Origin of the sequence: Propionibacterium sp. oral taxon 192 str. F0372 (assembly GCF_000413315.1) — a bacterium.
GTDB lineage: Bacteria > Actinomycetota > Actinomycetes > Propionibacteriales > Propionibacteriaceae > Brooklawnia.
In genome coordinates this window covers 1,244,040-1,266,710 of the sequence record NZ_KE340297.1, presented here as the reverse complement: position 1 = coordinate 1,266,710, position 22,671 = coordinate 1,244,040, and the positions used below count along the sequence as shown (strand labels likewise).

25 protein-coding genes, 1 tRNA gene and 1 riboswitch are annotated in these 22,671 nt (G+C 62.0%); of the genes, 17 read left to right on the top strand and 9 right to left on the bottom strand.

Annotated elements, in window-relative coordinates; genetic code table 11:
- Window positions 1-43 precede the first annotated feature (43 nt).
- From HMPREF1531_RS05895 to cobI, 5 genes are read right to left on the bottom strand one after another with little or no spacing between them, the layout of a single operon-like run.
- Window positions 44-1,267, bottom strand: a complete 1,224-nt coding sequence (locus HMPREF1531_RS05895; RefSeq protein ID WP_016669015.1) for a CbiX/SirB N-terminal domain-containing protein — start codon at window positions 1,265-1,267, stop codon at window positions 44-46.
- Window positions 1,264-3,027, bottom strand: a complete 1,764-nt coding sequence (cobJ, locus tag HMPREF1531_RS05890) for a precorrin-3B C(17)-methyltransferase (protein ID WP_016669014.1) — start codon at window positions 3,025-3,027, stop codon at window positions 1,264-1,266. The genes HMPREF1531_RS05895 and cobJ overlap by 4 nt, the downstream gene beginning before the upstream one ends.
- 12 nt (window positions 3,028-3,039) lie before the next feature.
- Window positions 3,040-3,714, bottom strand: coding sequence for a precorrin-6y C5,15-methyltransferase (decarboxylating) subunit CbiE (gene cbiE, locus HMPREF1531_RS05885; RefSeq protein ID WP_016669013.1), 675 nt, complete (start codon window positions 3,712-3,714; stop codon window positions 3,040-3,042).
- The gene (gene cobM, locus HMPREF1531_RS05880; protein WP_016669012.1) at window positions 3,711-4,589 is read right to left on the bottom strand and encodes a precorrin-4 C(11)-methyltransferase; all 879 of its coding nucleotides are present in this window, start codon (window positions 4,587-4,589) and stop codon (window positions 3,711-3,713) included. Before cobM ends, cbiE begins: the two co-directional genes overlap by 4 nt.
- A gap of 11 nt (window positions 4,590-4,600) precedes the next feature.
- Entirely contained in the window at window positions 4,601-5,323 is a 723-nt protein-coding gene (gene cobI, locus HMPREF1531_RS05875; protein ID WP_016669011.1) for a precorrin-2 C(20)-methyltransferase, read from the bottom strand.
- A gap of 39 nt (window positions 5,324-5,362) precedes the next feature.
- A riboswitch (cobalamin riboswitch) is annotated at window positions 5,363-5,496 on the bottom strand.
- Between the two features lie 305 nt (window positions 5,497-5,801).
- Here cobI and HMPREF1531_RS05870 point away from each other — a divergent pair.
- From HMPREF1531_RS05870 to HMPREF1531_RS13630, 15 genes are all read left to right on the top strand, one after another.
- Complete coding sequence (locus tag HMPREF1531_RS05870; protein WP_016669010.1) at window positions 5,802-6,200, top strand: YbaB/EbfC family nucleoid-associated protein; 399 nt, start codon at window positions 5,802-5,804, stop codon at window positions 6,198-6,200.
- Entirely contained in the window at window positions 6,200-6,511 is a 312-nt protein-coding gene (locus HMPREF1531_RS05865) for a hypothetical protein (protein WP_016669009.1), read from the top strand. Before HMPREF1531_RS05870 ends, HMPREF1531_RS05865 begins: the two co-directional genes overlap by 1 nt.
- 14 nt (window positions 6,512-6,525) lie before the next feature.
- The gene (locus HMPREF1531_RS05860; RefSeq protein WP_016669008.1) at window positions 6,526-6,978 is read left to right on the top strand and encodes a WXG100-like domain-containing protein; all 453 of its coding nucleotides are present in this window, start codon (window positions 6,526-6,528) and stop codon (window positions 6,976-6,978) included.
- Complete coding sequence (locus tag HMPREF1531_RS05855; protein WP_016669007.1) at window positions 6,978-7,499, top strand: Tox-REase-5 domain-containing protein; 522 nt, start codon at window positions 6,978-6,980, stop codon at window positions 7,497-7,499. The genes HMPREF1531_RS05860 and HMPREF1531_RS05855 overlap by 1 nt, the downstream gene beginning before the upstream one ends.
- A 9-nt stretch (window positions 7,500-7,508) precedes the next feature.
- On the top strand, window positions 7,509-8,225 hold the full coding sequence (locus HMPREF1531_RS05850; protein WP_016669006.1) for a hypothetical protein: 717 nt from the start codon (window positions 7,509-7,511) through the stop codon (window positions 8,223-8,225).
- Between the two features lie 80 nt (window positions 8,226-8,305).
- Entirely contained in the window at window positions 8,306-9,019 is a 714-nt protein-coding gene (locus tag HMPREF1531_RS05845; RefSeq protein ID WP_016669005.1) for an Imm52 family immunity protein, read from the top strand.
- 166 nt (window positions 9,020-9,185) lie between these two features.
- A complete protein-coding gene (locus HMPREF1531_RS05840) occupies window positions 9,186-10,403 on the top strand; it encodes a glutamyl-tRNA reductase (RefSeq protein ID WP_016669004.1) in 1,218 nt (405 codons plus the stop codon).
- Window positions 10,404-10,415: 12 nt separating this feature from the next.
- The gene (gene hemC, locus HMPREF1531_RS05835) at window positions 10,416-11,312 is read left to right on the top strand and encodes a hydroxymethylbilane synthase (protein ID WP_016669003.1); all 897 of its coding nucleotides are present in this window, start codon (window positions 10,416-10,418) and stop codon (window positions 11,310-11,312) included.
- Window positions 11,309-12,019 (top strand): uroporphyrinogen-III synthase, encoded by a 711-nt coding sequence (locus HMPREF1531_RS05830; protein WP_016669002.1) that lies wholly within the window; start codon window positions 11,309-11,311, stop codon window positions 12,017-12,019. The genes hemC and HMPREF1531_RS05830 overlap by 4 nt, the downstream gene beginning before the upstream one ends.
- 216 nt (window positions 12,020-12,235) lie before the next feature.
- Complete coding sequence (locus tag HMPREF1531_RS05825; RefSeq protein WP_016669001.1) at window positions 12,236-12,982, top strand: hypothetical protein; 747 nt, start codon at window positions 12,236-12,238, stop codon at window positions 12,980-12,982.
- Window position 12,983: 1 nt separating this feature from the next.
- Window positions 12,984-13,322 carry a hypothetical protein gene (locus tag HMPREF1531_RS05820; protein WP_016669000.1) on the top strand — a complete coding sequence of 113 codons (339 nt, stop codon included), beginning with the start codon at window positions 12,984-12,986 and terminating at the stop codon, window positions 13,320-13,322.
- A gap of 12 nt (window positions 13,323-13,334) precedes the next feature.
- A complete protein-coding gene (locus HMPREF1531_RS05815; protein ID WP_016668999.1) occupies window positions 13,335-15,149 on the top strand; it encodes a hypothetical protein in 1,815 nt (604 codons plus the stop codon).
- Window positions 15,150-15,385: 236 nt separating this feature from the next.
- A complete protein-coding gene (gene hemB, locus HMPREF1531_RS05810) occupies window positions 15,386-16,402 on the top strand; it encodes a porphobilinogen synthase (protein WP_016668998.1) in 1,017 nt (338 codons plus the stop codon).
- A 19-nt stretch (window positions 16,403-16,421) separates the two neighbouring features.
- Complete coding sequence (gene hemL / locus HMPREF1531_RS05805) at window positions 16,422-17,714, top strand: glutamate-1-semialdehyde 2,1-aminomutase (RefSeq protein ID WP_016668997.1); 1,293 nt, start codon at window positions 16,422-16,424, stop codon at window positions 17,712-17,714.
- Between the two features lie 4 nt (window positions 17,715-17,718).
- Window positions 17,719-17,889, top strand: a complete 171-nt coding sequence (locus HMPREF1531_RS13630; protein ID WP_198010998.1) for a hypothetical protein — start codon at window positions 17,719-17,721, stop codon at window positions 17,887-17,889.
- 48 nt (window positions 17,890-17,937) lie between these two features.
- Here HMPREF1531_RS13630 and HMPREF1531_RS05800 read toward each other — a convergent pair whose 3' ends face one another.
- Together HMPREF1531_RS05800 and HMPREF1531_RS05795 are read right to left on the bottom strand one after the other, a co-directional pair.
- Window positions 17,938-18,879, bottom strand: a complete 942-nt coding sequence (locus HMPREF1531_RS05800; protein WP_016668995.1) for a universal stress protein — start codon at window positions 18,877-18,879, stop codon at window positions 17,938-17,940.
- A gap of 169 nt (window positions 18,880-19,048) precedes the next feature.
- Window positions 19,049-19,900 carry a fructosamine kinase family protein gene (locus HMPREF1531_RS05795; RefSeq protein WP_016668994.1) on the bottom strand — a complete coding sequence of 284 codons (852 nt, stop codon included), beginning with the start codon at window positions 19,898-19,900 and terminating at the stop codon, window positions 19,049-19,051.
- A gap of 220 nt (window positions 19,901-20,120) precedes the next feature.
- On the opposite strand from HMPREF1531_RS05795, the gene HMPREF1531_RS05790 reads away from it, so the two are divergent.
- Window positions 20,121-20,205, top strand: a tRNA-Ser gene (locus HMPREF1531_RS05790).
- A gap of 121 nt (window positions 20,206-20,326) precedes the next feature.
- On the opposite strand, the gene HMPREF1531_RS13625 is transcribed toward HMPREF1531_RS05790, so the two are convergent.
- A complete protein-coding gene (locus HMPREF1531_RS13625) occupies window positions 20,327-20,593 on the bottom strand; it encodes a hypothetical protein (protein ID WP_156860190.1) in 267 nt (88 codons plus the stop codon).
- Between the two features lie 136 nt (window positions 20,594-20,729).
- On the opposite strand from HMPREF1531_RS13625, the gene HMPREF1531_RS12860 reads away from it, so the two are divergent.
- Window positions 20,730-21,155 (top strand): hypothetical protein, encoded by a 426-nt coding sequence (locus tag HMPREF1531_RS12860; protein ID WP_016668993.1) that lies wholly within the window; start codon window positions 20,730-20,732, stop codon window positions 21,153-21,155.
- A gap of 301 nt (window positions 21,156-21,456) precedes the next feature.
- On the opposite strand, the gene HMPREF1531_RS05780 is transcribed toward HMPREF1531_RS12860, so the two are convergent.
- Window positions 21,457-22,467 (bottom strand): CHAP domain-containing protein, encoded by a 1,011-nt coding sequence (locus HMPREF1531_RS05780; protein ID WP_016668991.1) that lies wholly within the window; start codon window positions 22,465-22,467, stop codon window positions 21,457-21,459.
- Between the last annotated feature and the right edge of the window lie 204 nt (window positions 22,468-22,671).

Genomic DNA, 22,671 nt, shown 5'->3' with positions numbered 1-22,671 from the left:
CCCGGTGGCCAGCCGGGTGCAGCTGGCCACCGGGTCACATTCATCATCGTCGGCTTGCGGCGACGGCGGCCACTGCCACCGTGCGTGAGGCGGCACTCACATGTGGGTCTCCGCTGCCCACGACGCCGACGACCATCCCATCGGCCACGCCGGTGGCTGGGGTCCATGCAGTACCCGAGGCACCGTCGTCGGAACGCACGCAGAAGATCCGCTCCGCGGTGGCCCACTCGACCACCTGCGCATTCACCTCGGGGGAATCGGTGCAAGCCAGCACATACCAGGCGCCATCAAGGTGCGCCTCGGCGATCTGACCGGCAATATGGGTAACCAATCCGTCGGCCACGAAACCGGCCATCCGCTCCCCGAGCTCGGGAGCGACGACCTCGACATTGGCACCTGCGGCCACCAGCTTGCCGACGCGACGGGCTGCCACACGCCCACCACCGGCGATAACGACCTTGCGATCCCGCAACACCAGCCCGGACAGGTAGACCGGGGTTTCGGCAGTTTGCCCCTGGCGGGCCTGCACGGCATCGCGGTAGCGGTCGACAACGATCTCGGCCAGGGCATCACAGTCGCCGATGACGCGGGCCACGCGCACCTCGGCATCCGGATGGTTTCGTGCCCAAGCCTCGGTTTGTTCGTGGGCCCAGTCCTCCAGCCGTCCGGGGAATAGGTAGTGGGGCATGACGACGATACGCCGCGCGCCCTGCCCGTGGGCTTGGTTCAAGGCGGTGGTGAGATCCGGGGATGCGACCTGGATGAATCCGTTGACGACCTCCGCATAGCCGCCCTCCTCACGCAGCACCCGGCCCAGGCGCACGTGGTCGGCATTCGCCTCGGTCAGCGAGGTGCCCCGGCCTAGGAAGATGACGGTGGTCTCCTCGGAGGTCCACTCGCCCATCGCCTCGGCGATACGTTCACGTGCGGCGGCCCGCAACCGCGGATCCGGGCCCAGGTGCGGTGCGTAGGAAACCGATCCACCTCCGCGCCTGGCCCCGGCGGTATAGGCCTCGGGGATGTCCTCCCGCACGTGGCCGCCGGTGCCGATCATCAGCGGCACCACGACGACATGCTTGTCCGAGTCCGACACAATGGCCTCGGCTACGGCATCGTCAATCGGCGGATCGGTCAGCTCCACGTAGCCATCGTGGACCTCCACCCCCTCAGGGGCGAGCATCCCCCGTACGCGGTCGATCAGGGCCTTGCAGGCCTCTTGTCCACGCCCGATACGGGTGCCGTGGCCAGCAATCACAAGAGCACTCATTTGTTCTCCAACCATGTGTAGTCACGCGGGGTCACCATGACCTCGTCGTCGGTGCCGGTGGCGATCATCCGCGTCGACGAGGAGCCGATAAGGACGATCGAATGCATGTCCACCCAGTCGACGTCGAAGTCGGCGATGGTGGAGATGCGGAAATTCTGGCCCGGGCGGGTGGCATCCTGCACCACGGCCACCGGGCAGGTCGGCGGACGGTGCGCGCCGATGATCTCCAAGGCACGCGGCAGATGCATGACGCGTTTACGGGAACGCGGGTTGTACAAGGCCACCACCAAGTCGCCCTCGGCGACGGCCTGGAGTCGGCGCTCGATGTCCTCCCAGGATGTGTGCAGATCGGACAACGAGATGGTGGCATGGTCATGGCCAAGCGGGGCTCCCAGGATTGAGGAGGCCGCCAGCTCGGCGGTGACCCCTGGAACGACCTCCACCTCGATACCCTCGGTGCCCAGTTCGTAGGTCGGCGAGGCCATGGCGTAGATCGCCGGGTCGCCGGAGCACACGATGGCGACGTTGCGGCCTTCCCGCGCTTTCTTGATGCCCAGCAAGGAGCGTTCTTCCTCGGACCCCATCCCAGATGCGACGATCTCGGTGCCAGGACGAAGCAGGTGCCTGATCTGGGCGACATAGGGGCGGTAGCCGATGACCACCTGGGATGTGCGAAGCACGTTGGCGGCGCGCGGGGTCAACAGATCTTCGGCACCCGGGCCTAGCCCGACGATGGCCAGATGCCCGACCGGAGCGATCCGCCCAACCGCGATGGTGGCTTCGGGGGTCTTGGTCTTCTCGACGATCAATTTGGCACCCGCAGCCAGCACGGAGGCTTCGGACACCGAGGGGGTGCCCACGGCATCGGCGGCGTGCTGAGAGGGGTTGGGGGCCTCGATCGCTGCCAGCGTCTTCGCGTCGATGGTGCGGAATTCAACCCCGAGTTCACCGGCCAGCTCGATCAGCCCTTGCTCGTCGGCCTTGGCATCGACACTGGTCAGCAGCTTGATCGAGGAGAGCGATAGATTGTTTGCGGCGAATGTGTCGGTGAGCAGGGAGCGCAACGATTCCACCGGGGTATCGCGGTTGCAGCCCATGCCCACCACGAGAGATTTCGGGTGGACCATGACGGTCGGCAGGTCGTCGGCGGCAGGGTTGGCTGCATCGGAGACGAGAATCCGGGCGACGGCCGGCGGGGCGGGCGGCAATACCTTGACGTGAGTGCCGCGACGCTCGACGCGTTCCACTCCCGGTTCCCAGACATTGTTCGGCAAGGCGGGCATCGGCCATGGTTCGGCGCGAACCAGTTCCACGGATTCGCCATCAAGCATGGCGCGGGTAACCCCTGCCAGATCGCCGGTGGTGTTCCAGCCCAGGGTGTCTAGGCCCGGAATGTCCTGGGCATCGGTGGCGGTGGTGACTACCGCGGTCGCCCCGATCTTTTCGGCGATGGTGCGGGCTAACTCGTTGGCCCCGCCCACGTGGCCGCCGACCAGTGGGATGACGAAGCGCCCCGCCTCATCGACGACGACAACGCCCGGATCGGTCTTTTTATTCTCCAGGTACTCCGCGATGAGCCGGGTGGTCGCGCCCAAAGCGATGTGGGAGATGATCAGGTCTGCGGAGCCCCAGGCCTCCCGTAGGCCGTCGGCGGCCGAGCCGGTGAGGATCGTCGTGCCTCCGAGGGCCTTGTCGATCTCCTCGGCGCGGGCGATAGCTGCGACGGTGGCGGCCACCTGGGTGATCTTGGGCTTGGTCATTATTTCTCCTGCTCAGCGCTGGTCGGTGAGAGAACCATCGGGATTGCGGGCACCTGAGATGGCGTGTTGTTCGCCGAGTGCCGCGGGGTCATCCGGGTGGTGGGCGAGCACCAGCACCACATTGGGTTGGGTGATGTCGCCGACCTGGCGGGCGGCGGTCTCGTCGAGCACCCGGATGCGCTCGTCGTCGGTGCCTAGGTGCTCAGCGAGTACGTACCAGCGCCCTAGCCCGGCGCTGGCCTCGACAATCTGCGGTAACCCGACCTTGCCGTCGGTGAGCAGGCCCACCTTCGGGTGGTGGCGGACGGCCTCCAGCGCGGGGGCTGAATCGTTGCCATGAGCAGAACACAGCAGCGCGTCGTCCCACGGCAGGGCGACGGCCGCGAAGGCGAGTTGCAGGGATGTGACCGCGGGGATGACCCGCACCGTCAAGCCCGCGGCACGCAACCGGCGCACTACCCCGTAGAACAAGGGGTCGCCCGAGGCGATGACAACGGCGTTTCGTTCCGGACCGAGCGCCTGGATAGCCTCGATCGCCGGGGCGATGCGGCCCAGTACCACCCGTTTGGCCTCGGGCACGCCTAGGGCGTCCAGGTGGCGGCGACCGCCGACGACTAGGTTGGCGGCGTCAGCTGCGGCCTGCATCCCAGGGGTGATCTCACCTATGAACCCGAAAACCTTGATCATGCTTGAGCTCCTTTCTCGGCCAGTTCGGCGGCGGCCTGTGGTTCGGCCTCCCGGTATTCGTGCCGAAAGCCGGGGTGGTAGAGATGTGAACGCTTCACCATCGGTTTCTCGGCCAGGGCCGGACCCACCAGGATGACGGTGTGCTTCCAGAATTTGTGTTCCTTCATCACCTGAGACAGATCCTTGAGCTGGCAGCGCAGCATCACCTCGTCGGGCCAAGACACTTGGTGGCCGATGATCACCGGGGTGTCGGGGGCGTAGCCACCGGCGAGCAACTCCTCCTGGAGCACCTTGTTGCGGGCAGCCGAAAGGTAGAGGGCCATGGTCGTGCCGTGGGCAGCGAATTCGCGGACGGTCTCCTTGGCGGGCATCGGGGTGCGGCCACCTTCCAGGCGGGTGAGGATTAGTGATTGAGCAACCTCGGGGAGGGTGATCTCCACGTTGGATCGGGCGGCGGCGGCGGAGAAGGCCGAAACTCCGGGAATCGACTCATGGGCGACACCCAGCTTGTCGAGGATCTGTCGCTGTTCGGCGGTGGCACCGTAGATGGCCGGGTCTCCCGTGTGCACTCGTGCGACGAGCAGTCCCTCGTCGCGAGCCCGCTCATAGGCGGGGGTGATGTCTTCCAAGGAGGCCGTCGCTGAATCGATCAGCTCGGCAGTTTCCTTGTGATCAGCCACGATCTCCGGACTGACCAGGGAGGACGCCCAGATGATGATGTCTGCCTCGGCAATCACGCGGGCACCGCGCACGGTGATTAGGTCGGGGGCGCCGGGGCCCGCACCGACGAAGACCACCTTTCCGGCGCCCTCAGGCACCTCGGTGTTCTTGACGACGCGATATTCCGGTTCGTTGTTCATCGACTCGCTGCTCATTGACGCCTTCCTCAGATGCGTTCGCCGGTGCCGCCCCGCTTGGGCGGCCAGATAACGGAGGTGAAGTACGGGGCCTCGTCGACCTCGGATAGCGGGGTGATCACCTGGTTCGGCAGCCCAATATTGGAACCGGCCACCGCAGGATCGTCGCCGACTAGTTCGGCGAGCTTCCTGACATGGCGTCCTGCCTTGTAGACCACGCAGGTGTCGACGACCTCGGAGATCGCGGTGAGCTGTTCGGTGCCCTTCTTTAACGGAACCAGGGCCAGAGTTTCGTCGCCTTCCACCAGTGGGGTGAGACAGGCCGCTGCGAGGGCCTGCATCGCCATGATGCCGGGCACTACCTCGACCTCTAGGCCTGCGATGTGTTCGCGCACCCCTGCGGCCAGGTAGGAGAAGGTGGAGTAGACCGAAGGGTCGCCGATGGTTGCGAACCCGACCTGGGTAGCCCCGGCTTCGAATGCCTCGACGGCTGCCTTCGCGGAGGTCTCCCAGGCTTCGGAGCGACGCTTGGTCACCCCGCTGAGGTCGGCCATTGAGAAGGGGACGCGGGTGATCCTGGTTCCTACCTCCGGGCAGGCAGCAACGATGATCTTCTCGGCTCGCCCGGCCCCGTCACCGCTGGCCTCGGTAGCCGGAACCAGGATCACGTCGCAGGTCCTGAGAACGTTGAGTGCCTTGACGGTGATGAGTTCTGGGTCTCCGGGACCGACTCCGATGCCGACCAGTCGCATGGCGGTTGCCTCCTAGCGGCCCTTCTTCCGAGGGCTTGTCGTAGGTTGTGGAGCACGGTCGACCGGGCTCATCCTGCGTCCGCAGGCATTACCGTTGCGGGACAGCGCCGGGATCTCACCGGCTTCGCGCGTTGCTCCACCCGGCCACTTTGACCGGTCCGGCCTCAGGGCCGACGGGGAAAGCATAGCCACACCATGATGTTCCTGCGCCACACGACGGCGTTGATCCCCTACTGGTTGCAGGTTTGAGTGGTTTGGTGAGGTGCTGACGAAGGATCGGCAGGCATGTGGAGGGATGCTTGGTCGTGGTACCGGCGTCGCGGTGTGGCCCCACGTCGTGGATCCGAGGGTTTTCTTTCGCAGCGACTAGGGTGTTTGCTGTCGATACAGAGGTGAATGCTTTGTTGGGTGTTGACCGGGCTGGTGTGCGGATGATGGTCTGGGGAGCAGGTGAAGCCACAGTGCAGGAAGGCATGTGATGTCGGAATCGTTTGTGGAGTTGGTACGCCAGGGTATCGAGGTCTCGCAGAAGGTAGCGACGGCGAATGCCAGTAATCCGCAGTGGGAGCTGGTCGATGTGCCGGAGCCTGTGGTTGGGGTTGATGCCGGTGGTTTGGTGGAGGTGACGATCCGCAACTACCGGGTGAGCCGGGTGCGGTTGGATCATCTGTGGTTCCCGGAAGCCGAGCTGGAGGAGATGGAGGCCCGTTTGGCGGAGGCATTCAATGATGGGTTGATGAAGTTCTTTGCCCGCCAGATGGAGACCGAGCAGGAACTGGCTGAGGCGATGGGTTCTGGAGGGTTGCAGGAGCTCTCGGAGCGGTTGTCGGGTGCGTTCGACCAGTTGGTCGATGAGTTGCGGGGGCGGGTTGGCTGATGGGTGACTATGAGGTGACTCCTGAGACCTGGCGCAGGGCTGCGGGGGTGTATCGGCAGGTGGCCGAGGCGTTGGGCGCGCAGGGTGTGATGGATGGTTTCGATGCGGGCCGGTTGTGTCCTGGTGGGCCACAGACCGTGGCCGATATGGCGATCTCGGTGGTGTTCCCGTTTGGCGCCCAGTTTGTCGCTGAACGATGCGGTGATGTCGTGGAGGTGCTTGGTGAGTCTGCTGCGGCGATGGAAGAGACTGCCGTGGCGTGGGAGCAGGTCGAAGCCGACAATACCGGTGTCGTGGAAGCAATGGGGTGATTCAGGTGGCGTTCATGCTTCCATCGCAGGCTGCGACGGCGCTCAATTATCTGGGGTTCAATTGGCCCACCACCAACGAGGATGTGCTCAAGGAGCTGGGGGATGCGTTTAGGCAGTTGTCGGCAACGATCGACGCCCAGCATGACGAGCTGGAATCTGCGGTAGGGCATGTGCGCAACAACAACCAGGGCGAGTGGGTTGAAGTGGCGTTGAATACGTTACGCAACGATGGCAGCGAACTGGATGTGTTGTCGTCGATGGGTGCCGGGGCGGTGGCGGGTGCCGAGGTGGCTGATGTGGCGTCCACGATCGTGTTGGCGATGAAGGTGGCAGTGGCGGCACAGTTGGTGATTGCTGCTGCCTCATTGGCGGGTGGCCCGTTATCGATCGGGGTGAAATTCGCGATCCGGTTCGCGATCAATGCCGCAATCGACAAGGTGGCGTCCACGATTATGGGTGAGGGTTGATGGCTGCCACCAGGGGGTTGGGTAAGGCTGGGGCGTCGATTCTGCGTAGCGTGTTGGAGCGGTTCAATAAGGCGTTGCGTCCTGGGTTGAAACAGATCGGGCCTGCTCCACCTCGTGCGGCGATCACCACCGGCGCCAAGAAGACTGGGCCGGGAGCGTGGCGTAATGTCAATGAGGCCATGTCACCGCGGGCTCGTGCTTATCAGGCAAAGGTCACCGGGTCGTCACCTAATACCGCCTACGTGGTCAACACTGTGAAGTTTGATGGCTTCGAGAACGGTTTCCTCGTCGAAGCGAAAGGCCCCGGCTACGCACACTTCATCAAGAATGGAAGATTCCAAAAATGGTGGCTCGACACCGGAGGCGAGGCCATGCTCACTCAAGCCAAGAATCAGCTCAAAGCAGCAGGCACTACTCCTGTTCAGTGGCGGGTAGCGGAACCAGAGGCAGTCGATGCCATTCGAAGGCTGTTTCACGACAATGACGTGTTTGGTATTGAGGTTGTTCACGTGCCAGCATAGGATGATGGCATGATGGAAGAAAGCAAATGCATCGCGCATTGGGGTAGCAGGCCGCAGCCCATTGCAGATGTTGGTCGGCAATGGGCTGGGTTCATTGCCGATATCGGTAGGTTGAATCCTACCCTGTCTCACTGGTTCACCCAGGGCAAAAAACGCTACTGCCTCGACAAACCCGTTGACCTTGACGCAGCCTCACTCACCGCCCGCCTCGAAGCAGGACGGCACTGGACTGATGCCACCATCGAAGAACCCCAACGATACATCATAGAAGAACTCGGTTACCATGATTTGTTGGTTAACAACCCAGACATTGATGTGACCATGAAAATCCAGGCAGGGGCATATGATCTACCCAAAACTCTTCCACTCAACTCCTGCTATCTAGAGTTTAATGATCCCCGCGAAGACACCACCGGAATCTACGACCCAGACATGGCCCTGGATCTAGTGAAATGCCAGATAACCCACTGGAACCCCGACGCCGTCACATGGCGCTGTTACCCATGGATACTGCTCCAAGAGCCATTAGAGTCTCGTCCTGTAGTCGGGTGGATCAACTACTTCAAAAACGTTCACCTCACCGACGTACCCATCGGCAAAACAATCCCGTTCAACGAGGGAACCATCATCCAAACAGCACCCCACTACCAAGACGTCACCGACCACATGATCACCACCCTCCACCACCACCTGCTGACCAACGGAACCCTCAAACCCATCCGATAAAAACACCAAACAAGTTGTTTCGTGACAATGACGTGTCCGGTATTGAGGTTATTCATGTGTCGGCATAGGATCATGTCATAATGGAAGAAAGCAGATGTTTTGCGTATTGGGGTAGTAGGTCGCAGTCCATTGCGGATGTTGGTCGGCAATGGGCTGGGTTCATTGCCGATATCGGTAGGTTGAATCCTGCCCTGTCTCACTGGTTCACCCAGGGCAAAAAACGCTACCGCCTCGACAAACCTGTCGACCTTGACGCGGCCTCACTCACCGCTCGCCTCGAAGCAGGACGACACTGGAGTGATGCCACCATCGAAGAACCCCAACGATACATCATAAAAGAACTCGGATTTTCGGATATACTGGTGAACAATCCACAACTTGATGTAGCTATGGCACTACAAGCAGGGGCATATGATCTTCCCAAAACTCTTCCACTCAACTCCTGCTATCTAGAGTTTCGTGATCCTCGTGAGGACACCACCGGGATCTACGACCCAGACATGGCCTTCAACCTCGTGAAATGCCAGATCACCCACTGGAACCCCGACGCCGTCACATGGGAAAACCGTCCTTGGCTGTACCTCCAAGACCCTCCCGATTTTTATCCCATAGTCGGATGGATTAACTACTTCAAAAACGTTCACCTCACCGACGTACCCATCGGCAAAACAATCCCCTTCAACGAAGGAACCATCATCCAAACAGCACCCCACTACCAAGACGTCACCGACCACATGATCACCACCCTCCACCACCACCTGCTGGCCAACGGAACCCTCAAACCCATCCGATAACACCGGCCTTCCACGCCCGAGGAAGAAGGCTCCGACATCGATGTGATGCCGGAACGGGCACGTGGACACCACCGAGCCATGCACATACTCAGCAGTTGATCCTCGCCCGCCACAACTGCCGCCCACGGTTGACAGGGCTGCCACACCAAGCAGCTAGGGTTGTCACGTGCCCGTGCTTGCAATAGGGGTGTCGCACCACCAGACGACCACCGACGAACTCACCGCGTTCTCGCAACAGCTGTCCGCAGCAACCGGTGCAATCGCTGGTCTCGAAGGAGTCAACGGGCTGATCACCGTCGCCACCTGCAACCGGTGCGAGGTCTACCTCGACGTAGACAAACTCCACCACAGCGTCCGGCAGATCCGCGACATCCTCGTCGCCCAGAAAGCCACCGAACTTGCCGGACGCATCGACGTGCGCACCGGCTGCACCGCGGTCACTCACCTCTTCGAGGTCTCCTGCGGCCTGGACTCGATGGTCATCGGGGAAAACGAAATCGTCGGGCAGGTGCGCGCGGCCCTCATCGGGACCCCGCACTCCTCCCCCATGCTGCACCGGCTTTTCCAGGCAGCCCTCAGCTGCTCCAAGCGCATTTCGGCAGGCACCACCCTGCGATCCCTGGGACGGTCGGTCGCATCCATCGGCATCGACCTCGCCGAACACCGGCACGGTCCGGTCAAGGACCACGAAGTACTCATCCTGGGCACTGGCTCCTACGCGGGGGTGGTCACCGCCGACCTGCAACGACGCGGAGCCAAGGTCATCGTTCATTCAGTCTCCGGCCGAGCAATCGCCTTCACCCGTAGTCATCCTGGTACACAAGTTTCGGCAGAAGACCTGGACGACGCCCTGCACTCCTGCAATCTGGTCGTGTGCTGCTCGGGCACCGGGGTACGCACCATCACCCCCGAGCTGGTTCGCCGGGTCACCCAACGACGCAACGACGAGCTGGTGATCGTCGACTTGGCCCTGGGCCGCGACGTGGACCCGGTCATCGCCGGAATCGACGGGGCACGACTGATCGACCTCGACGACATCGCCGCCCACGTCCCCGAAGGCCAGGTGGAGGCGGAACGCACCGCCCACCACATGGTTACCGAGGCCGTCAAAGAGCACATGATCAACGAGCGCACCCGGGAAGCAGATCCCGCCATCCGCGCCCTGCGTGACCAGATGAATCACCTGGTGGAACGCGAGATGGCGCACATCGCTGCGCACACCGACCCGGCCACTGCCGACACTGTGAGCCGCACCCTGCACCGAGTCACCAATGCCTGGCTGCACACCCCCACCGCGCAGGCCGGGAAAGCAGCCCGCGAAGACCGCATTGAGGAATTCACCCGCGCCATCGAACTGGCCTTTGGTTTAGACATCAAGCGCTGAGGAGGGGAGACAATGACCGCACTGAGACTCGGCACCCGCGGATCACTGCTGGCCCGCACCCAATCGGGGCTGGTTGCCGATATGATCACAGCAGCCACCGGGTATGAAGTAGAACTCGTCACCATCCGATCCGAAGGTGACGACCTCACCATCCCACTGGATGCCCCGAAACGCCCAGGGGCTTTCGTAGCCACCCTGCGCGACGCCCTGCTCAGCGGAGAGGTCGACCTAGCGGTGCACTCGGCCAAAGACCTACCCTCGGCACCGGTGCCCGGGCTGACCATCGCCGCCTTCCCGCCTCGCGCCGACCCGCGCGACGCCATCTACTGCCCCGCGGGTCTGGGCCCCCACGAACTACCCACCGGAGCCCGGATAGGCACCTCCAGCCCACGGCGGGCAAAAGGTCTCCACCGGGTGCGACCCGATCTGCAAATCATCCCGATCCGTGGCAACGTCGACACCCGCCTAGCCAAGGCGGATTCCGGGGAGGTAGATGCCTCGGTGTTGGCTGCAGCCGGCCTCGAAAGGCTGGGATACGCCGGGCGAATCACCGCATTCATCGAGCCCGAACTCATTCTTCCTGCCCCAGCACAAGGGGTATTGGCTGTCGAATGCCGCACCGAGGAACTCGCCGGGCAACTATCGGTGATCGATGACCTGCCCACCCGGCTGGCCGCCGTCGCCGAGCGTTCGGTGCTGGGTGGGTTGGAAGCCACCTGCACAACCGCGATCGGAGCCCTCGCCACCTGGATCGACGACATCCACCTCCAACTCCACGTCGAGATCAGCGAACACCGTGGCATCAACTACGCCAGGATCTCCCGCACAGGCGTGGTGACAACACAATTCGAGGCCACCGCTCTCGGGGCGATGGTGTGCGACGCGCTGCTGGGTGATGCACGCCAATGAAGATCCTGCTGGTTCGCCCCGATCGCAACACCACCGACGAAAAAGCGCTTGCCACGGTGGGGATCGACTCGATAACAGTGCCGCTGCTGCAGATGGTGCAGCCCGCCGACACCGGTGATGCAACCGGCCTAGCCGTACGGATGTCCCGGGGTGGGGTTCTGTTCCTCACCTCACCACGCACCTGGCAGGCCTGGGCCAATCTGGTTCCCGACCTGGAGGCTCACTTGGCCAGGGGTATCGCTGCCGGTCTGGAGATCTGGACGGTGGGTGCCCGTACAGCAGCCTCCCTACCCCAGGTAGCTGCGAAGGTGACCCACACAGGCTCCGGGGTGAGCGCCGCCGATCTGCTGGAGGAAATCGATAATCTGCCTCCCGGTGTCGCCCTACTACCCCAGTCCGCCCTGGCCAGACCGACCCTGGCGATGGGGTTGGGATTGCGGGGTTGGCAGGTGCACACTGCGGCGGTCTACTCCATGGTTCCGGTCCCCGATCCCGCCCTGCCTGACCCAGGCGAGGTCGACGGGGTACTGCTGCGTTCCCCCTCCGCGGTCCGCGCGCTAACCGAGCACTGGGCAGCAGGCACAGTCCAGGTGTTCGCCGTCGGCCCATCCACCACCGCGGAAGCCGAGCATCTGGGCTGGCAGCCGGTGACAATCACACACACCGCCCCCGACCACGTCGCCGAGACCATCCGCGCCACCGGCTGAACTCACTGAGTCCGCTCCTACATCCTCGCTCGTATGAGAGGACTACCCACAGTTCTTGACTCCAGGTATTAAGTGAAGAGACTCAAGATCAGCTAGTCCGTAGAACTCATGTCAATACTCAACATCAGTTAATGACCAGGGATACCCCGCCGCGTACCCTGGCGAGGGGTTAGCCTTGGTTCTGTTGCTGTATCCGAGAATAGATGGGAGTGTTATATGACTGATCCGATGCAGGAGTTGAATACTCGCTCGCGACGGCATGCGGCTGAATGGCGGCGCCGAGGGAAACAGTTGAAGGCTGCCATCGTCAACAGCAATGTGACAGCCAATGATGGTTTGACACAATTGCGCCTTTCAGCTTCTGGGGAGATCCAGGCCATCGGGTTCGCCGAGAGCTTCTCGTCAAAATCGATGATCGAGATGAGTACTTCAGTGATGAGGGTCCAAGGAGCACTCACCGATTCTCTTGGCATTACCGACGGCGTGGAGCGTCGCCATATGCGTAACATTCGGCTCGCCCGCAATGTTGCTGAGGATGATCCGGACTTCCCGATTGAGATGTGCCAGGTGACCATCCCACCAATGGCCGACATGGGTCCTTACACACCCCCTGCCGGTCTGGCTGAAGCGGTCGCGCGCATGGCAGAGGAGGGCTCCGCAGTTCTGCGCCCATACATGGATCCTGATGCTCCGGATCAGGGCTACAACGAATGGGCACGAGCTCGAAGTGAAGCAGTAGTTCGGGCAACCATTGAGGCCGTGAACTCGGCAAGAGAACACCAGGTGGTGACCGAGCATCTGACAGTGACGGTGGACCGGTCGGGCCGGTTATCCTCGGTGAAGTTCCGCCCTGCCATTGAACGATTGTCTGCTATGGAACTTGCCACTGTTCTCGCCGAGGCCATAACCGAGGGGCTCGGCGCGCTCCGCATTGATCCTACAAACATCATCCGGGAGGTTTGACATGTCCGCTCTTTCCTTTGACATGTTGTCGTTCATGGAAGCTGGTCTCACCAATGGCTCAACACAGATGACTGTGGTGGGAGAAGCTCTCAAAGATTTAACAACTATTCTCGTTCCACCGGACACCACGGCTTTTGGACTGATCATGAAAGGTTCGGTGGAGACCGCCGAGCCCTACACCACTAATTCACATCAGGAATTCTTGTCATCGGTCGGGAAATTGGTTCTTTCGATCGGTGATGAGTTGGCGGCATCGGCGGCAGACTACACGGCGACCGAGACAAATAACAAGGATGTCGCTTCGAAAATTCGCGAGCGCATCGATTCGCTCAACAATTGATAGGGAGTGGTCATGGTAGCAGCACTCGAACAGATCAATCAGGCCACTTCCATTCTGGAGGAGGGCTACAACACCTATAAGGATGTTCCGGAGTCCGATACGAGCCTGATCGACCAGCTTGGCTTGATTCTCAATGCCCAAGATTGGGTCCCAGGCGGCTTGATCACCGAACTGGTTTCCTTCTTCGTAGAGGTTCTACCAGATTTCCAGGATCTTCTGGATAAACTTGCTGGTGATCCTGAAGGGATCAAGAGTTGCGCCCAAGCGATCAGCAAGGTCGGGCAGGACGCAGGGATGGCTCAAGCTGTTGCCTTCCACGCCGCGACTCAGGCCGCAGGACAGAACTGGAGCGGGCCAGCGAGTGATGCCTTCAAGGAAATCGCCAAATCGACCCAGAATCTGTGCAAGGCATACGCGAAACTTCCAAACCTCATCGGAAAGATGGAAATGGTCGTGGCCGACAATGTCGGCGCGCTCCGGAAGGTTCTGCGCGACGGCATCCACGAAATGATTCAGCATATTGCCAGTCAAGTCATGCTCGGCTTGGGGTCCGGGACCGTAATGATCGGAGGATCCACAGTCGGAGGAACAATTGTAGGCGGCGCAACTGGATCATTCGAGGGCATGAAAGAGGGCTGGGAATCTGGCGGAGTCTGGGGAGCCACCAAGGGACTATTCACCGGTGGTGCTGAAGGGGCAGTCGAGGGCGCTAAGGAGGGTTTCGAAACTGGGAAGAAAGCTGCTATAGCACAAGCCATCGCGTGGGCCTACGAGTTCGCTGCAGATTGCCTGACACATTTTGTTGACCTGATGAATGATACGGTGTCGACCGGCGCCCAAGCCATGGGCAAAGTGAGAGGCGCCGGAGAAACACTGCACCGGGCCGGATGCGTGCTCCGCGGGGAGAAGGACCCTGGTCCCATGGGTGCTCCTGCCGCCGAGGGTTCACGCGCCGACCAGATGAAGGGCAACGAACCCCACGCCGAGGACTACGGCATGGCTTTGCTGAATCAGCACTTCGATCCGCCGAACACCGGAGATGTGCCCATTCCTGGCGCTCCCGAAGGTTGTGTCTATCATCAACTCGATCCGAACAATGAGCATGACAGAGAGATACTCAAGAGCTTGGGAATCACTCCAGACATGCTCCAGGATGAGAATGGCTTTGCCGCAGGAGTCTACGTTGCACAGGACAAAGATGGGAATTTCGTCGATTCGAACGGCAATCCACTTCCGGCTGACCGTCCTCAAGTGAGTGTTGTCATGGGAGCAACCGGTGACGGCCCCGGGCAAACAGCCATAGGCGGTGCCGATGCAGATGTCTACGAGGACGGAGTGGGGTCCATGACAGTTTCTCCGCAGACCGCCAATGCCATCGGGCTGGCCACCGCCCTGGAGCAAAGCGGTCATGGCGACGACACGGTCTATACCGGATACTCCTTGGGCGGCCGTCTCGCTGCGGAGGCTGCAATGGCAACCGGCGGAAGCGCGGTGACGATGAACGCCGCTGGCGTCTCCGATTCCACCTACGACCAGATTGCTGCAATGACCGGACAGACCCCCGAAGAAGTGCAGGCCAATGCCAATAACAGCATCAGAACCTACTCGACACCCGATGATCCGTTGACACTCGCCCAGGAGAAACTTCCTGGCGTTTCAGGGTCTATTCATGATGCGCCGGGTACGCATTACACCCTTGAAGACCCGGATTCCTGGGATCCTAGCAAGGGACACAGCATCAACGACGTTGTGGGTTCAATGCAGGACCCCAATAGGAACAGCGATCTCAGGAGCCAGCATCCAGGTGCTGGGGAGTGGAATAAGTAGGAGCACTGAGCCTTCTCATCGCTGCATGGGGGGGAACCAGTGCCGCTACTGGTCCCCCATGCGCGCTCGCGGAACAGCAGCCCACGCATCAAGAACTCCTCAATGAGCTTGTTTCCTGGGTTGTCTCCTTCACATCCGATCTGGCTCGCTGCTCGGAGAACCGTTGTTATCCACAGGTTTGACCCGAGCAGCCTCCCGGATGCCGGACACCCCACCCGAGCACTAGGGTTGGGCTCATGAACATCACCCACCGCCCGCGCCGTATGCGCCAAACACCCGGGGTGCGCCGTCTCGTCGCCGAGACCCGCCTGCACCCGGCCGATCTGGTGCTGCCGATGTTCGTGGTCGAAGGCCTCGACGAGCCCCGGGAGATCTCCTCAATGCCCGGGGTACGCCAGCACTCCCTCGAATCCTTGATCATCGCTGCGCGCGAGGCGGAGGATGCTGGTATCGGGGCCATCATGTTGTTCGGCATCCCACAGCGCAAGGACGCCATCGGATCCGGGGCATCCGATCCCGAGGGCATTCTCGCCAGAGGGGTACGGGCCTTGACGAAGGTGACACATCTGCCGGTCATCGCCGATCTGTGCCTGGACGAGTTCACTGACCACGGCCACTGCGGGGTACTCGACGAATCGGGCCGGGTGGACAACGACGCGACCTTAGCCCGTTACCAGCAGATGGCTCTCACCTTGGCCCGGGCCGGGGCGACAATGCTCGGCACCTCCGGGGCCATGGACGGACAGATCGCCGCTTGTCGAGCCGTTCTTGACAAGGCTGGGCTCACCGACACCATGCTGCTGGCCTATGCCGCCAAATACGCTTCGGCCTTCTACGGTCCATTCCGCGAAGCCGTCGATTCTTCCCTGGCCGGAGACCGTCGCACCTATCAGCAGGATGCTCCCAACCGCATCGAGGCCTTACGCGAAACCCGCCTTGATCTGGCGGAGGGGGCCGACATTGTCATGGTCAAACCCGCTCTCGCCTATCTGGACATCGTTCGCGAGGTATCGGACATGGCCGATGTCCCGGTCAGCGCCTATGTGGTGTCCGGCGAATACTCGATGATCGAGGCCGCAGCCGCCAATGGGTGGATCAGCCGCAGGGCCGCCATCTTGGAGGCACTCACCGGCGTGCGCCGGGCCGGGGCCTCCATCATCGTCACCTACTGGGCCGTCGAGGTGGCCAAATGGCTGAGCGAACGTCCCGTCCGGCACTCCAACCGTCACGATGACAAGCACTGCCCACGCTGACCAGATGATCGAGGAAGACATGAGCACCAGCAAAGAATTGTTCGCCAGGGCCCGCGCAGCCATGCCCGGCGGGGTATCCTCCCCAGTCCGGGCCTTCGGCTCTGTGGGAGGCACCCCACAGTTCGCCGCCGAGGCTCACGGCACCTGGATCACCGACGTCGAAGGGCGACGCTACGTCGACCTGGTCGGTTCCTGGGGGCCGATGATCCTGGGCCATACCCACCCGCAGGTGGTGGATGCGATCAATGCCACCGTCGCGAAGTCTTCCTCTTTCGGTGCCCCGTGCGTGCCGGAGCTGGAACTGGCCGAACGGATCATCTCCATGGTCGATCCAGTCGAGCGGGTGCGCTTCACTTCCTCAGGAACCGAAGCGGTGATGACCGCGATCCGTCTGGCGCGCGGGGTAACCGGGCGCGAGGTGGTGGTGAAATTCGCTGGGTGCTACCACGGACACTCGGATTCGCTGCTGGCCTCCGCGGGGTCCGGCGTGGCGACTCTCGGTTTGCCTGACTCACCCGGTGTCACCCGGGGCACCGCCGCAGGCACCGTCGTGCTGCCTTATGGGCGTCTTGATCTCCTGGATGCCCTTTTCGCCGAGCGGGGCGATGCGATCGCCGCAGTGATCACCGAACCGGTGCCGGCAAATATGGGCGTGATCGTCCCCCCACAAGGATTCAATGCCGGGTGCGCCAAACTCTGTCATGACAACGGAGCACTATTCGTGCTCGACGAGGTGCTCACTGGTTTCCGCTTGTCGTCAGCCGGTTACTGGGGTCTGGTCGGCCCAAAGGAGGGCTGGGCGCCCGATCTATTCACCTTCGGCAAGGTGGTGGGCGGCGGTTTCCCGCTGTCTGCCCTGGCGGGGCGAGCCGAGATCATGGACCAGCTAGCACCGGCCGGTCCGGTCTACCAGGCAGGCACGTTGAGCGGCAACCCGGTCGCCGCGGCGGCGGGACTGGCAACGCTAGAACTTTCCACCGGGGTGCACCCCCATCTCGACGAGTTGTCGTCGAGGCTGCAACAGATGGTCATCCGCGCGCTGGACGAGGCCGGGGTACCGCACACGATGAATGCCTGGGGCAACCTGTTCTCGGTGTTCTTCACCGACCGGCCGGTCACAGACTATGACTCGGCGAAGACCCAGGACACCGCCCGGTTCTCCCGTTTCTTCCACACCTTGCTCGACGAAGGGGTGTGGATGGCCCCGTCATGTTTCGAGGCGTGGTTCGTCAACGACGCCATGGACGAGGAGGCCTTCGATGTACTGGAGACCGCCCTGCCCATCGCGGCAGCTGCTGCGGCCCGAAGCTAACGACGTGATCTCTGGGCCATATCCCGACGTGGCCGGTGAGTACCGGCTCATGAAGGGCACTGGCAGCTACATCTTGGAGCTGGAGACTCACGACGTCGAGGAGGCCGACCGGGAGCAGGATGCCCGGTACAGCCGGGAACTGATGATCGGCTGGTTTGAAGCCACACACTCCTGAGGTTCGAGTATTGGCCCTGAGATTCAGGTATTGGCACCAGACCGGGGATCACTCGCGACCGGAGCGATCCTTCCACCCTGCCGAGGCCCGGGTGATGACCACCGGACAGAAGGCCTCGCGCAGCACATGGCGGGATGTGGAACCAAGTAGCAAGGATGCGAACCCTCCCCTTCCCTTCGAGCCGACGACCAGCAACGAAGCCTGTTTTGAGGCTTCCACCAAAGCGGCCTCGGGACGCCCCCGCACCGCCTTGACGGTGACCGGGACCCCGGGATGAGCGTTGCGTTCGTCGGCAATGAGCTCGGCAGCCTCGACGGCCATTGCGCGGTCCATCTCCTCGGCGTCAAGATGCCACACCTCACTGGATGCGACGTCGTAGGGACTGAAATCCCAAGCGGCAAGCGCGATGAGCGGCACTCGTCGCAGAGATGCGGCCTGAAAGGCCCGGGAGATGGCGAGGCTGCCCTGGGGGGAATCATCGACACCCACGACGACGGGGGCGTCAGGACGTTCCTCGGCCTGATCAGGGATGACGACGACAGTTCCCTTGGCATTCGACACCACGTGTGAGGCAACCCCGCCGAGCATCTTTGCCAGGGCAGGAGTTCCTCTCCCACGCGCACCAACGACGATTTGATCAGCCACCCCGGCGACCTCTGTGAGCACCTGGGCCGGGTGCCCCTCGACGACGGCGGTCTCCACGACAAGATCTGGGTATTCGGCGCGGATGGCATCGGCGGCCTGTTCGACGAATCGCTCGGCTTCAGCGCGGGCTACCCGCATATATTCCAGCCCGCCGTCGAGCATCATCGACGTCCCGCCAATGTGGGCCTGGAGATTGAGCGGCGCAATGGCGTGGAGGATCAGCAGCCGGGTCTCCCCGACGCGCTCCGAAGCGTGTTTGGCCGCCCAGCGAATGGCCTGCGAGGACTGCGATGAGCCATCGGTTCCGACGATCCATCGACCCTCACCATGGATTTCCTGGGACACGAGACACCTCCCAATTGTGGTGAAACTATCCTATCTGCGCAGGTCGCCAATGGATCGGCGGTCACATCCCGATCCATCCATGCAGACAGAGACGGTGTTGCCCACTAGCCCAGAAGGTATGCACTAGCCGTTTTATCTGAGTGATGGCGATGGGCGCGATCATCACTCCTCAGCCAAGTGCCCGCAACCTGGACATGACGGCATCCACATAGCCACCGCCAAAAATGATGACGTGCACCAGCAGCGGTGCCAGTTGGTACCACGGCACCCGCTGCTGCCAGCCGTCGGCCAACGGATGAACCTGTTGATAGGCGGCGAATGTCGCATCCCCGAAACCGCCGAATAACTGCATCATCGCTAGATCGGATTCGCGGTGCGCGTGGTACGCCACCGGATCGACGAGCCAATTCTCGCCACTCGCATCAACCAGCCGGTTCCCTGCCCACAGGTCGCCATGCACCAGCGACGGTGGTTCCGGTGGGCCACACAATTCACCCAGACGGGGTTCGAGGACATCAAGCAGCCGCAGGGCTTCGACCGGGAGCCCCGCCTCGGCGACTGCGCGATTGATCAATGGACGCAGGCGGCGTTCCAAGAAGAATTCCGGCCACGATGAGGCCGGGGCCATGTTCACCTCGACGGACCCCAGGAAACCGATGTTGTCACCGTCGAGCCCACCGAAACCCTGTGCTGGACGGGTGTGCAGTTCGGCCAGGCCTTCTCCCAGCCGGGCATCTGATCCAGGGCAGCGGTGACCCTCGTCGATCCATTCCATGAGGATCCCACGTTGGGAGACCGCCAATACCTCGGGAATGTGCAGGCTGGCGGGTGCGGCTTGCCGCAACGCCCGCAGACCGCGCGCCTCCCGTTCGAACATCAGTGGCTGCGGGTGTGGGTGGGTCTTGAGGAAGACCGGCCCGTTAGAGGTGTCGAGCCGATAAGCACGTGCGGTGTCGCCGCCGTGAACCGGCACGATGCGGATCGAGCCGAGCCCTGCGACGAGTTCCTCTGGCAGTCGCATACTCCAAACCTACCCGGCCTCCCACATCGTTCACGGAGAGAAGCGAGGCGCGGCCCTTGCGAGGCAAGAATCACATGTGAGCCGCAGTCCCACCATTGGTGCCTACCCCACCGGTTCCGCGAGAAACTCATGGAAGGCACCCCTCGCCCACACCGGGGACTTCGTGTTGCTCTCATCACCGGTTGGCGTCCGAGGCCATCGACCCGCTAGGCTGATCTACGGAGGATTCGCCTAGAGGCCTATGGCGCTCGCTTGGAAAGCGGGTTGGGTTCACGCCCTCACGAGTTCGAATCTCGTATCCTCCGCCGCCTCAATGAGGTAAAATGTCCTCGGACCGAAAAGGGTCCGAGGACATTTTGTCTCATCGCCCATCAAGATCAACGTGACTGATGAGAGCCTGCAACCAACCGCAGAATGGTCACATCGTTACCAGGAGATGACACAACCATCGAGCGACTCATTCACCGTAGTGGTGTTGGCAATGCGCGATGAGAACACCATCATCATCAATGCGGAGTCGTGCTCGTCGGTCATGCACCGCAACCAGTAGCCGTCTCCTTGAGGACTGGCACTCGGTCGCCACAGCCCCGCCCGGACCCGGTGAGGCACGACATCTTCACCGTCGGCGATGACGGATTCGAGTACCTCGGCGTAGTGGGCGCGAACAACATATTGATCATTCCTGCAGCTCAATCATCGACGACGGGGTCTGGGTGAACTTTGATAAATCTTGTCGCTGGCTTGTGTGAACCTCACCGTGCGCGTAGCATCACAGTCATAGCTCCCCACCGTCCTCCGGGATTGGTGGGGTTTTTCACTGAGGAGCACAATGCCCGTTTCGGCACCGCCGCCGTTGCGTGCGACGATCATCATCGACTACCAGAACATCCACCTGGTGGGGCACGACACCTTTGCGCGACCGACTCCACTACACAAGACGCTTATTGATCCGATCAAGTTCGCAGAACAGCTCATCAAGACACGAAACGATGCTCAGAAACCGGGGTATAGCAAAACAGTCATTGAACGTGTTCTTGTCTACCGCGGGCTCCCTTCCAGCGAATACGATCCTGCCGACAACGCCCGGAACCTTGCGCAGCGGAACCACTGGCAGCGGGATTCCCGGGTGAAGGTCAGCCTGCGCCCCTTGCGCTACCGCCTGAATCGTGATGCCTCAACCCCCTCTACGACGAGGACGGAAGGCCTAGCATCATCGAGAAACGCGAAAAAGGGGTCGACGTGCTGTGTGCACTGACGGTTGTTCGTGAGGCTCGGCGTTCAGACGGCGTCGTCATCCTGGCTTCACATGATAGCGACCTCGAACCGGCTCTTGACGAGGCGGTTGATCTGCAACAGGCCAAGATCGAGACGATGTGCTGGCAGCCTCCTAGGCCTAATTCATTTATCTACCAGCTGCGCTGCGAACGCCAGCGTCTGTGGTGTACGCGTATGAACGAAGAAGCCTTCGTCGCATCAAGGGATCTCACACCGTACCGCTGAAGATCTCTATACGGATCAATCGGTACCCTCAGCGAACGAGCCGCCGAACGGCCAGTTCACTTGGTGGCGGCGGGGAGCCACACTGCGGACCAGCCCATGATGGGCTCTTTCCAGCCAGTGGCAGGCTCCTCCAGAGGGATGAGGCCCACACCGGTCGGCGCGCCGTTGGAATAGACCATGCCGTCGCCCGCATACATGGCGACGTGTCCGTAGGGATTGCCGATCGGGGTACCGTCGTACCAGATGAGGGCACCGACCGGGATGTCCTTCATGTCGGTGTGCATCTGGCCAGCAGCCTTGATCGCCTCGGCGGCCTGCTGGGCACCAACGGTGCCCGCGGTCGAGTAACCGTAGAACTTCGACACCAGCGCGAGGCACATGTTCCCGTAGCCCTGGTCGCCGACCATCGATTTAGCGGTTGCCATGGCCTGCTCAACGGTCTGCGGGGTCAGCTGACCGGGAGCGATATTGGCCGATGGATCGAAGGACTTCGCCGCCGGGATAACCTCGCCGATGGCAAGCTGCTGGGAGGGCATCCCTGCGGCTTCGGAGAAGGACTGATTGCCGACCGCCGCGGTATCGGACAGCGCGGCGGCCCCGCCAGACGCTGCGAGAGTGGCGGCCAAGGCGGCCCGCTCGGCGGAGCGGGAGATCTGGCTGGAATCACGCTCGGCCTCAAGGACCATCTGGGAAGAAACGTCAGAGGAAGCAGAACGGGATATCAGGGCACCAGCAGACACCGAGCCGATCATCGCGGCCATTGAGACGCCGAGGGCGAATTTGCGACGCGGACGACGTTTGGTGACAGTCTGCGCAGGGGGGAGCTGGAAGGCACGGGCAGGTGCCGCGGAGGCTGCGACCGGGGTGACTGCGGGCTCGAAATCGATCGTCTCGACATCGGTAGGCACCTCGGCGAGGCGACGCCGCGCGGTGCAGGTGGTCTCGTAGTCAAGCTCAAATGTGGCCCGCCGCGGCGCGGGAGCCTCAACCTGAGCGCGCCTAGGGGTGTTGAGAGCTTCTGCGGTGAGGGTGCTGTCGATCACCTCAAGAGCTCTGCGTGCAGTCATCCATCAACCCCATGCTTTCCAGGGGAGCCCCCGGCTCCCGCCTTCAACCTGAGAAAATCATAAGAGGTTTCCCAAGGGTTCACAAATGAATCGTTACGAACGTTGCCAACATTTCCATCGATCCTCGCCACAGCGGTTCATCCGGGTCGTCGAGGGCACTCGGGAACGCTGCGGACGGGCATCTTCAGCAGGCAAGAGGCGCGC

What these genes read in the sequence shown, in the direction of transcription:
- HMPREF1531_RS05820 (WP_016669000.1), top strand. Translation starts at nt 12,984, where the DNA reads ATGTCCGCTCTTTCCTTTGACATGTTGTCGTTCATGGAAGCTGGTCTC.
- cobJ (WP_016669014.1), bottom strand. Translation starts at nt 3,027, where the DNA reads ATGACCAAGCCCAAGATCACCCAGGTGGCCGCCACCGTCGCAGCTATC.
- hemC (WP_016669003.1), top strand. Translation starts at nt 10,416, where the DNA reads ATGACCGCACTGAGACTCGGCACCCGCGGATCACTGCTGGCCCGCACC.
- HMPREF1531_RS05870 (WP_016669010.1), top strand. Translation starts at nt 5,802, where the DNA reads ATGTCGGAATCGTTTGTGGAGTTGGTACGCCAGGGTATCGAGGTCTCG.
- HMPREF1531_RS05845 (WP_016669005.1), top strand. Translation starts at nt 8,306, where the DNA reads ATGGAAGAAAGCAGATGTTTTGCGTATTGGGGTAGTAGGTCGCAGTCC.
- HMPREF1531_RS05815 (WP_016668999.1), top strand. Translation starts at nt 13,335, where the DNA reads ATGGTAGCAGCACTCGAACAGATCAATCAGGCCACTTCCATTCTGGAG.
- cobI (WP_016669011.1), bottom strand. Translation starts at nt 5,323, where the DNA reads ATGCGACTGGTCGGCATCGGAGTCGGTCCCGGAGACCCAGAACTCATC.
- HMPREF1531_RS05830 (WP_016669002.1), top strand. Translation starts at nt 11,309, where the DNA reads ATGAAGATCCTGCTGGTTCGCCCCGATCGCAACACCACCGACGAAAAA.
- hemL (WP_016668997.1), top strand. Translation starts at nt 16,422, where the DNA reads ATGAGCACCAGCAAAGAATTGTTCGCCAGGGCCCGCGCAGCCATGCCC.
- HMPREF1531_RS05850 (WP_016669006.1), top strand. Translation starts at nt 7,509, where the DNA reads ATGATGGAAGAAAGCAAATGCATCGCGCATTGGGGTAGCAGGCCGCAG.
- HMPREF1531_RS05795 (WP_016668994.1), bottom strand. Translation starts at nt 19,900, where the DNA reads ATGCGACTGCCAGAGGAACTCGTCGCAGGGCTCGGCTCGATCCGCATC.
- HMPREF1531_RS05895 (WP_016669015.1), bottom strand. Translation starts at nt 1,267, where the DNA reads ATGAGTGCTCTTGTGATTGCTGGCCACGGCACCCGTATCGGGCGTGGA.
- HMPREF1531_RS05860 (WP_016669008.1), top strand. Translation starts at nt 6,526, where the DNA reads ATGCTTCCATCGCAGGCTGCGACGGCGCTCAATTATCTGGGGTTCAAT.
- HMPREF1531_RS05865 (WP_016669009.1), top strand. Translation starts at nt 6,200, where the DNA reads ATGGGTGACTATGAGGTGACTCCTGAGACCTGGCGCAGGGCTGCGGGG.
- HMPREF1531_RS05780 (WP_016668991.1), bottom strand. Translation starts at nt 22,467, where the DNA reads ATGACTGCACGCAGAGCTCTTGAGGTGATCGACAGCACCCTCACCGCA.
- hemB (WP_016668998.1), top strand. Translation starts at nt 15,386, where the DNA reads ATGAACATCACCCACCGCCCGCGCCGTATGCGCCAAACACCCGGGGTG.
- HMPREF1531_RS05855 (WP_016669007.1), top strand. Translation starts at nt 6,978, where the DNA reads ATGGCTGCCACCAGGGGGTTGGGTAAGGCTGGGGCGTCGATTCTGCGT.
- cbiE (WP_016669013.1), bottom strand. Translation starts at nt 3,714, where the DNA reads ATGATCAAGGTTTTCGGGTTCATAGGTGAGATCACCCCTGGGATGCAG.
- HMPREF1531_RS05825 (WP_016669001.1), top strand. Translation starts at nt 12,236, where the DNA reads ATGACTGATCCGATGCAGGAGTTGAATACTCGCTCGCGACGGCATGCG.
- cobM (WP_016669012.1), bottom strand. Translation starts at nt 4,589, where the DNA reads ATGAGCAGCGAGTCGATGAACAACGAACCGGAATATCGCGTCGTCAAG.
- HMPREF1531_RS12860 (WP_016668993.1), top strand. Translation starts at nt 20,730, where the DNA reads ATGCCCGTTTCGGCACCGCCGCCGTTGCGTGCGACGATCATCATCGAC.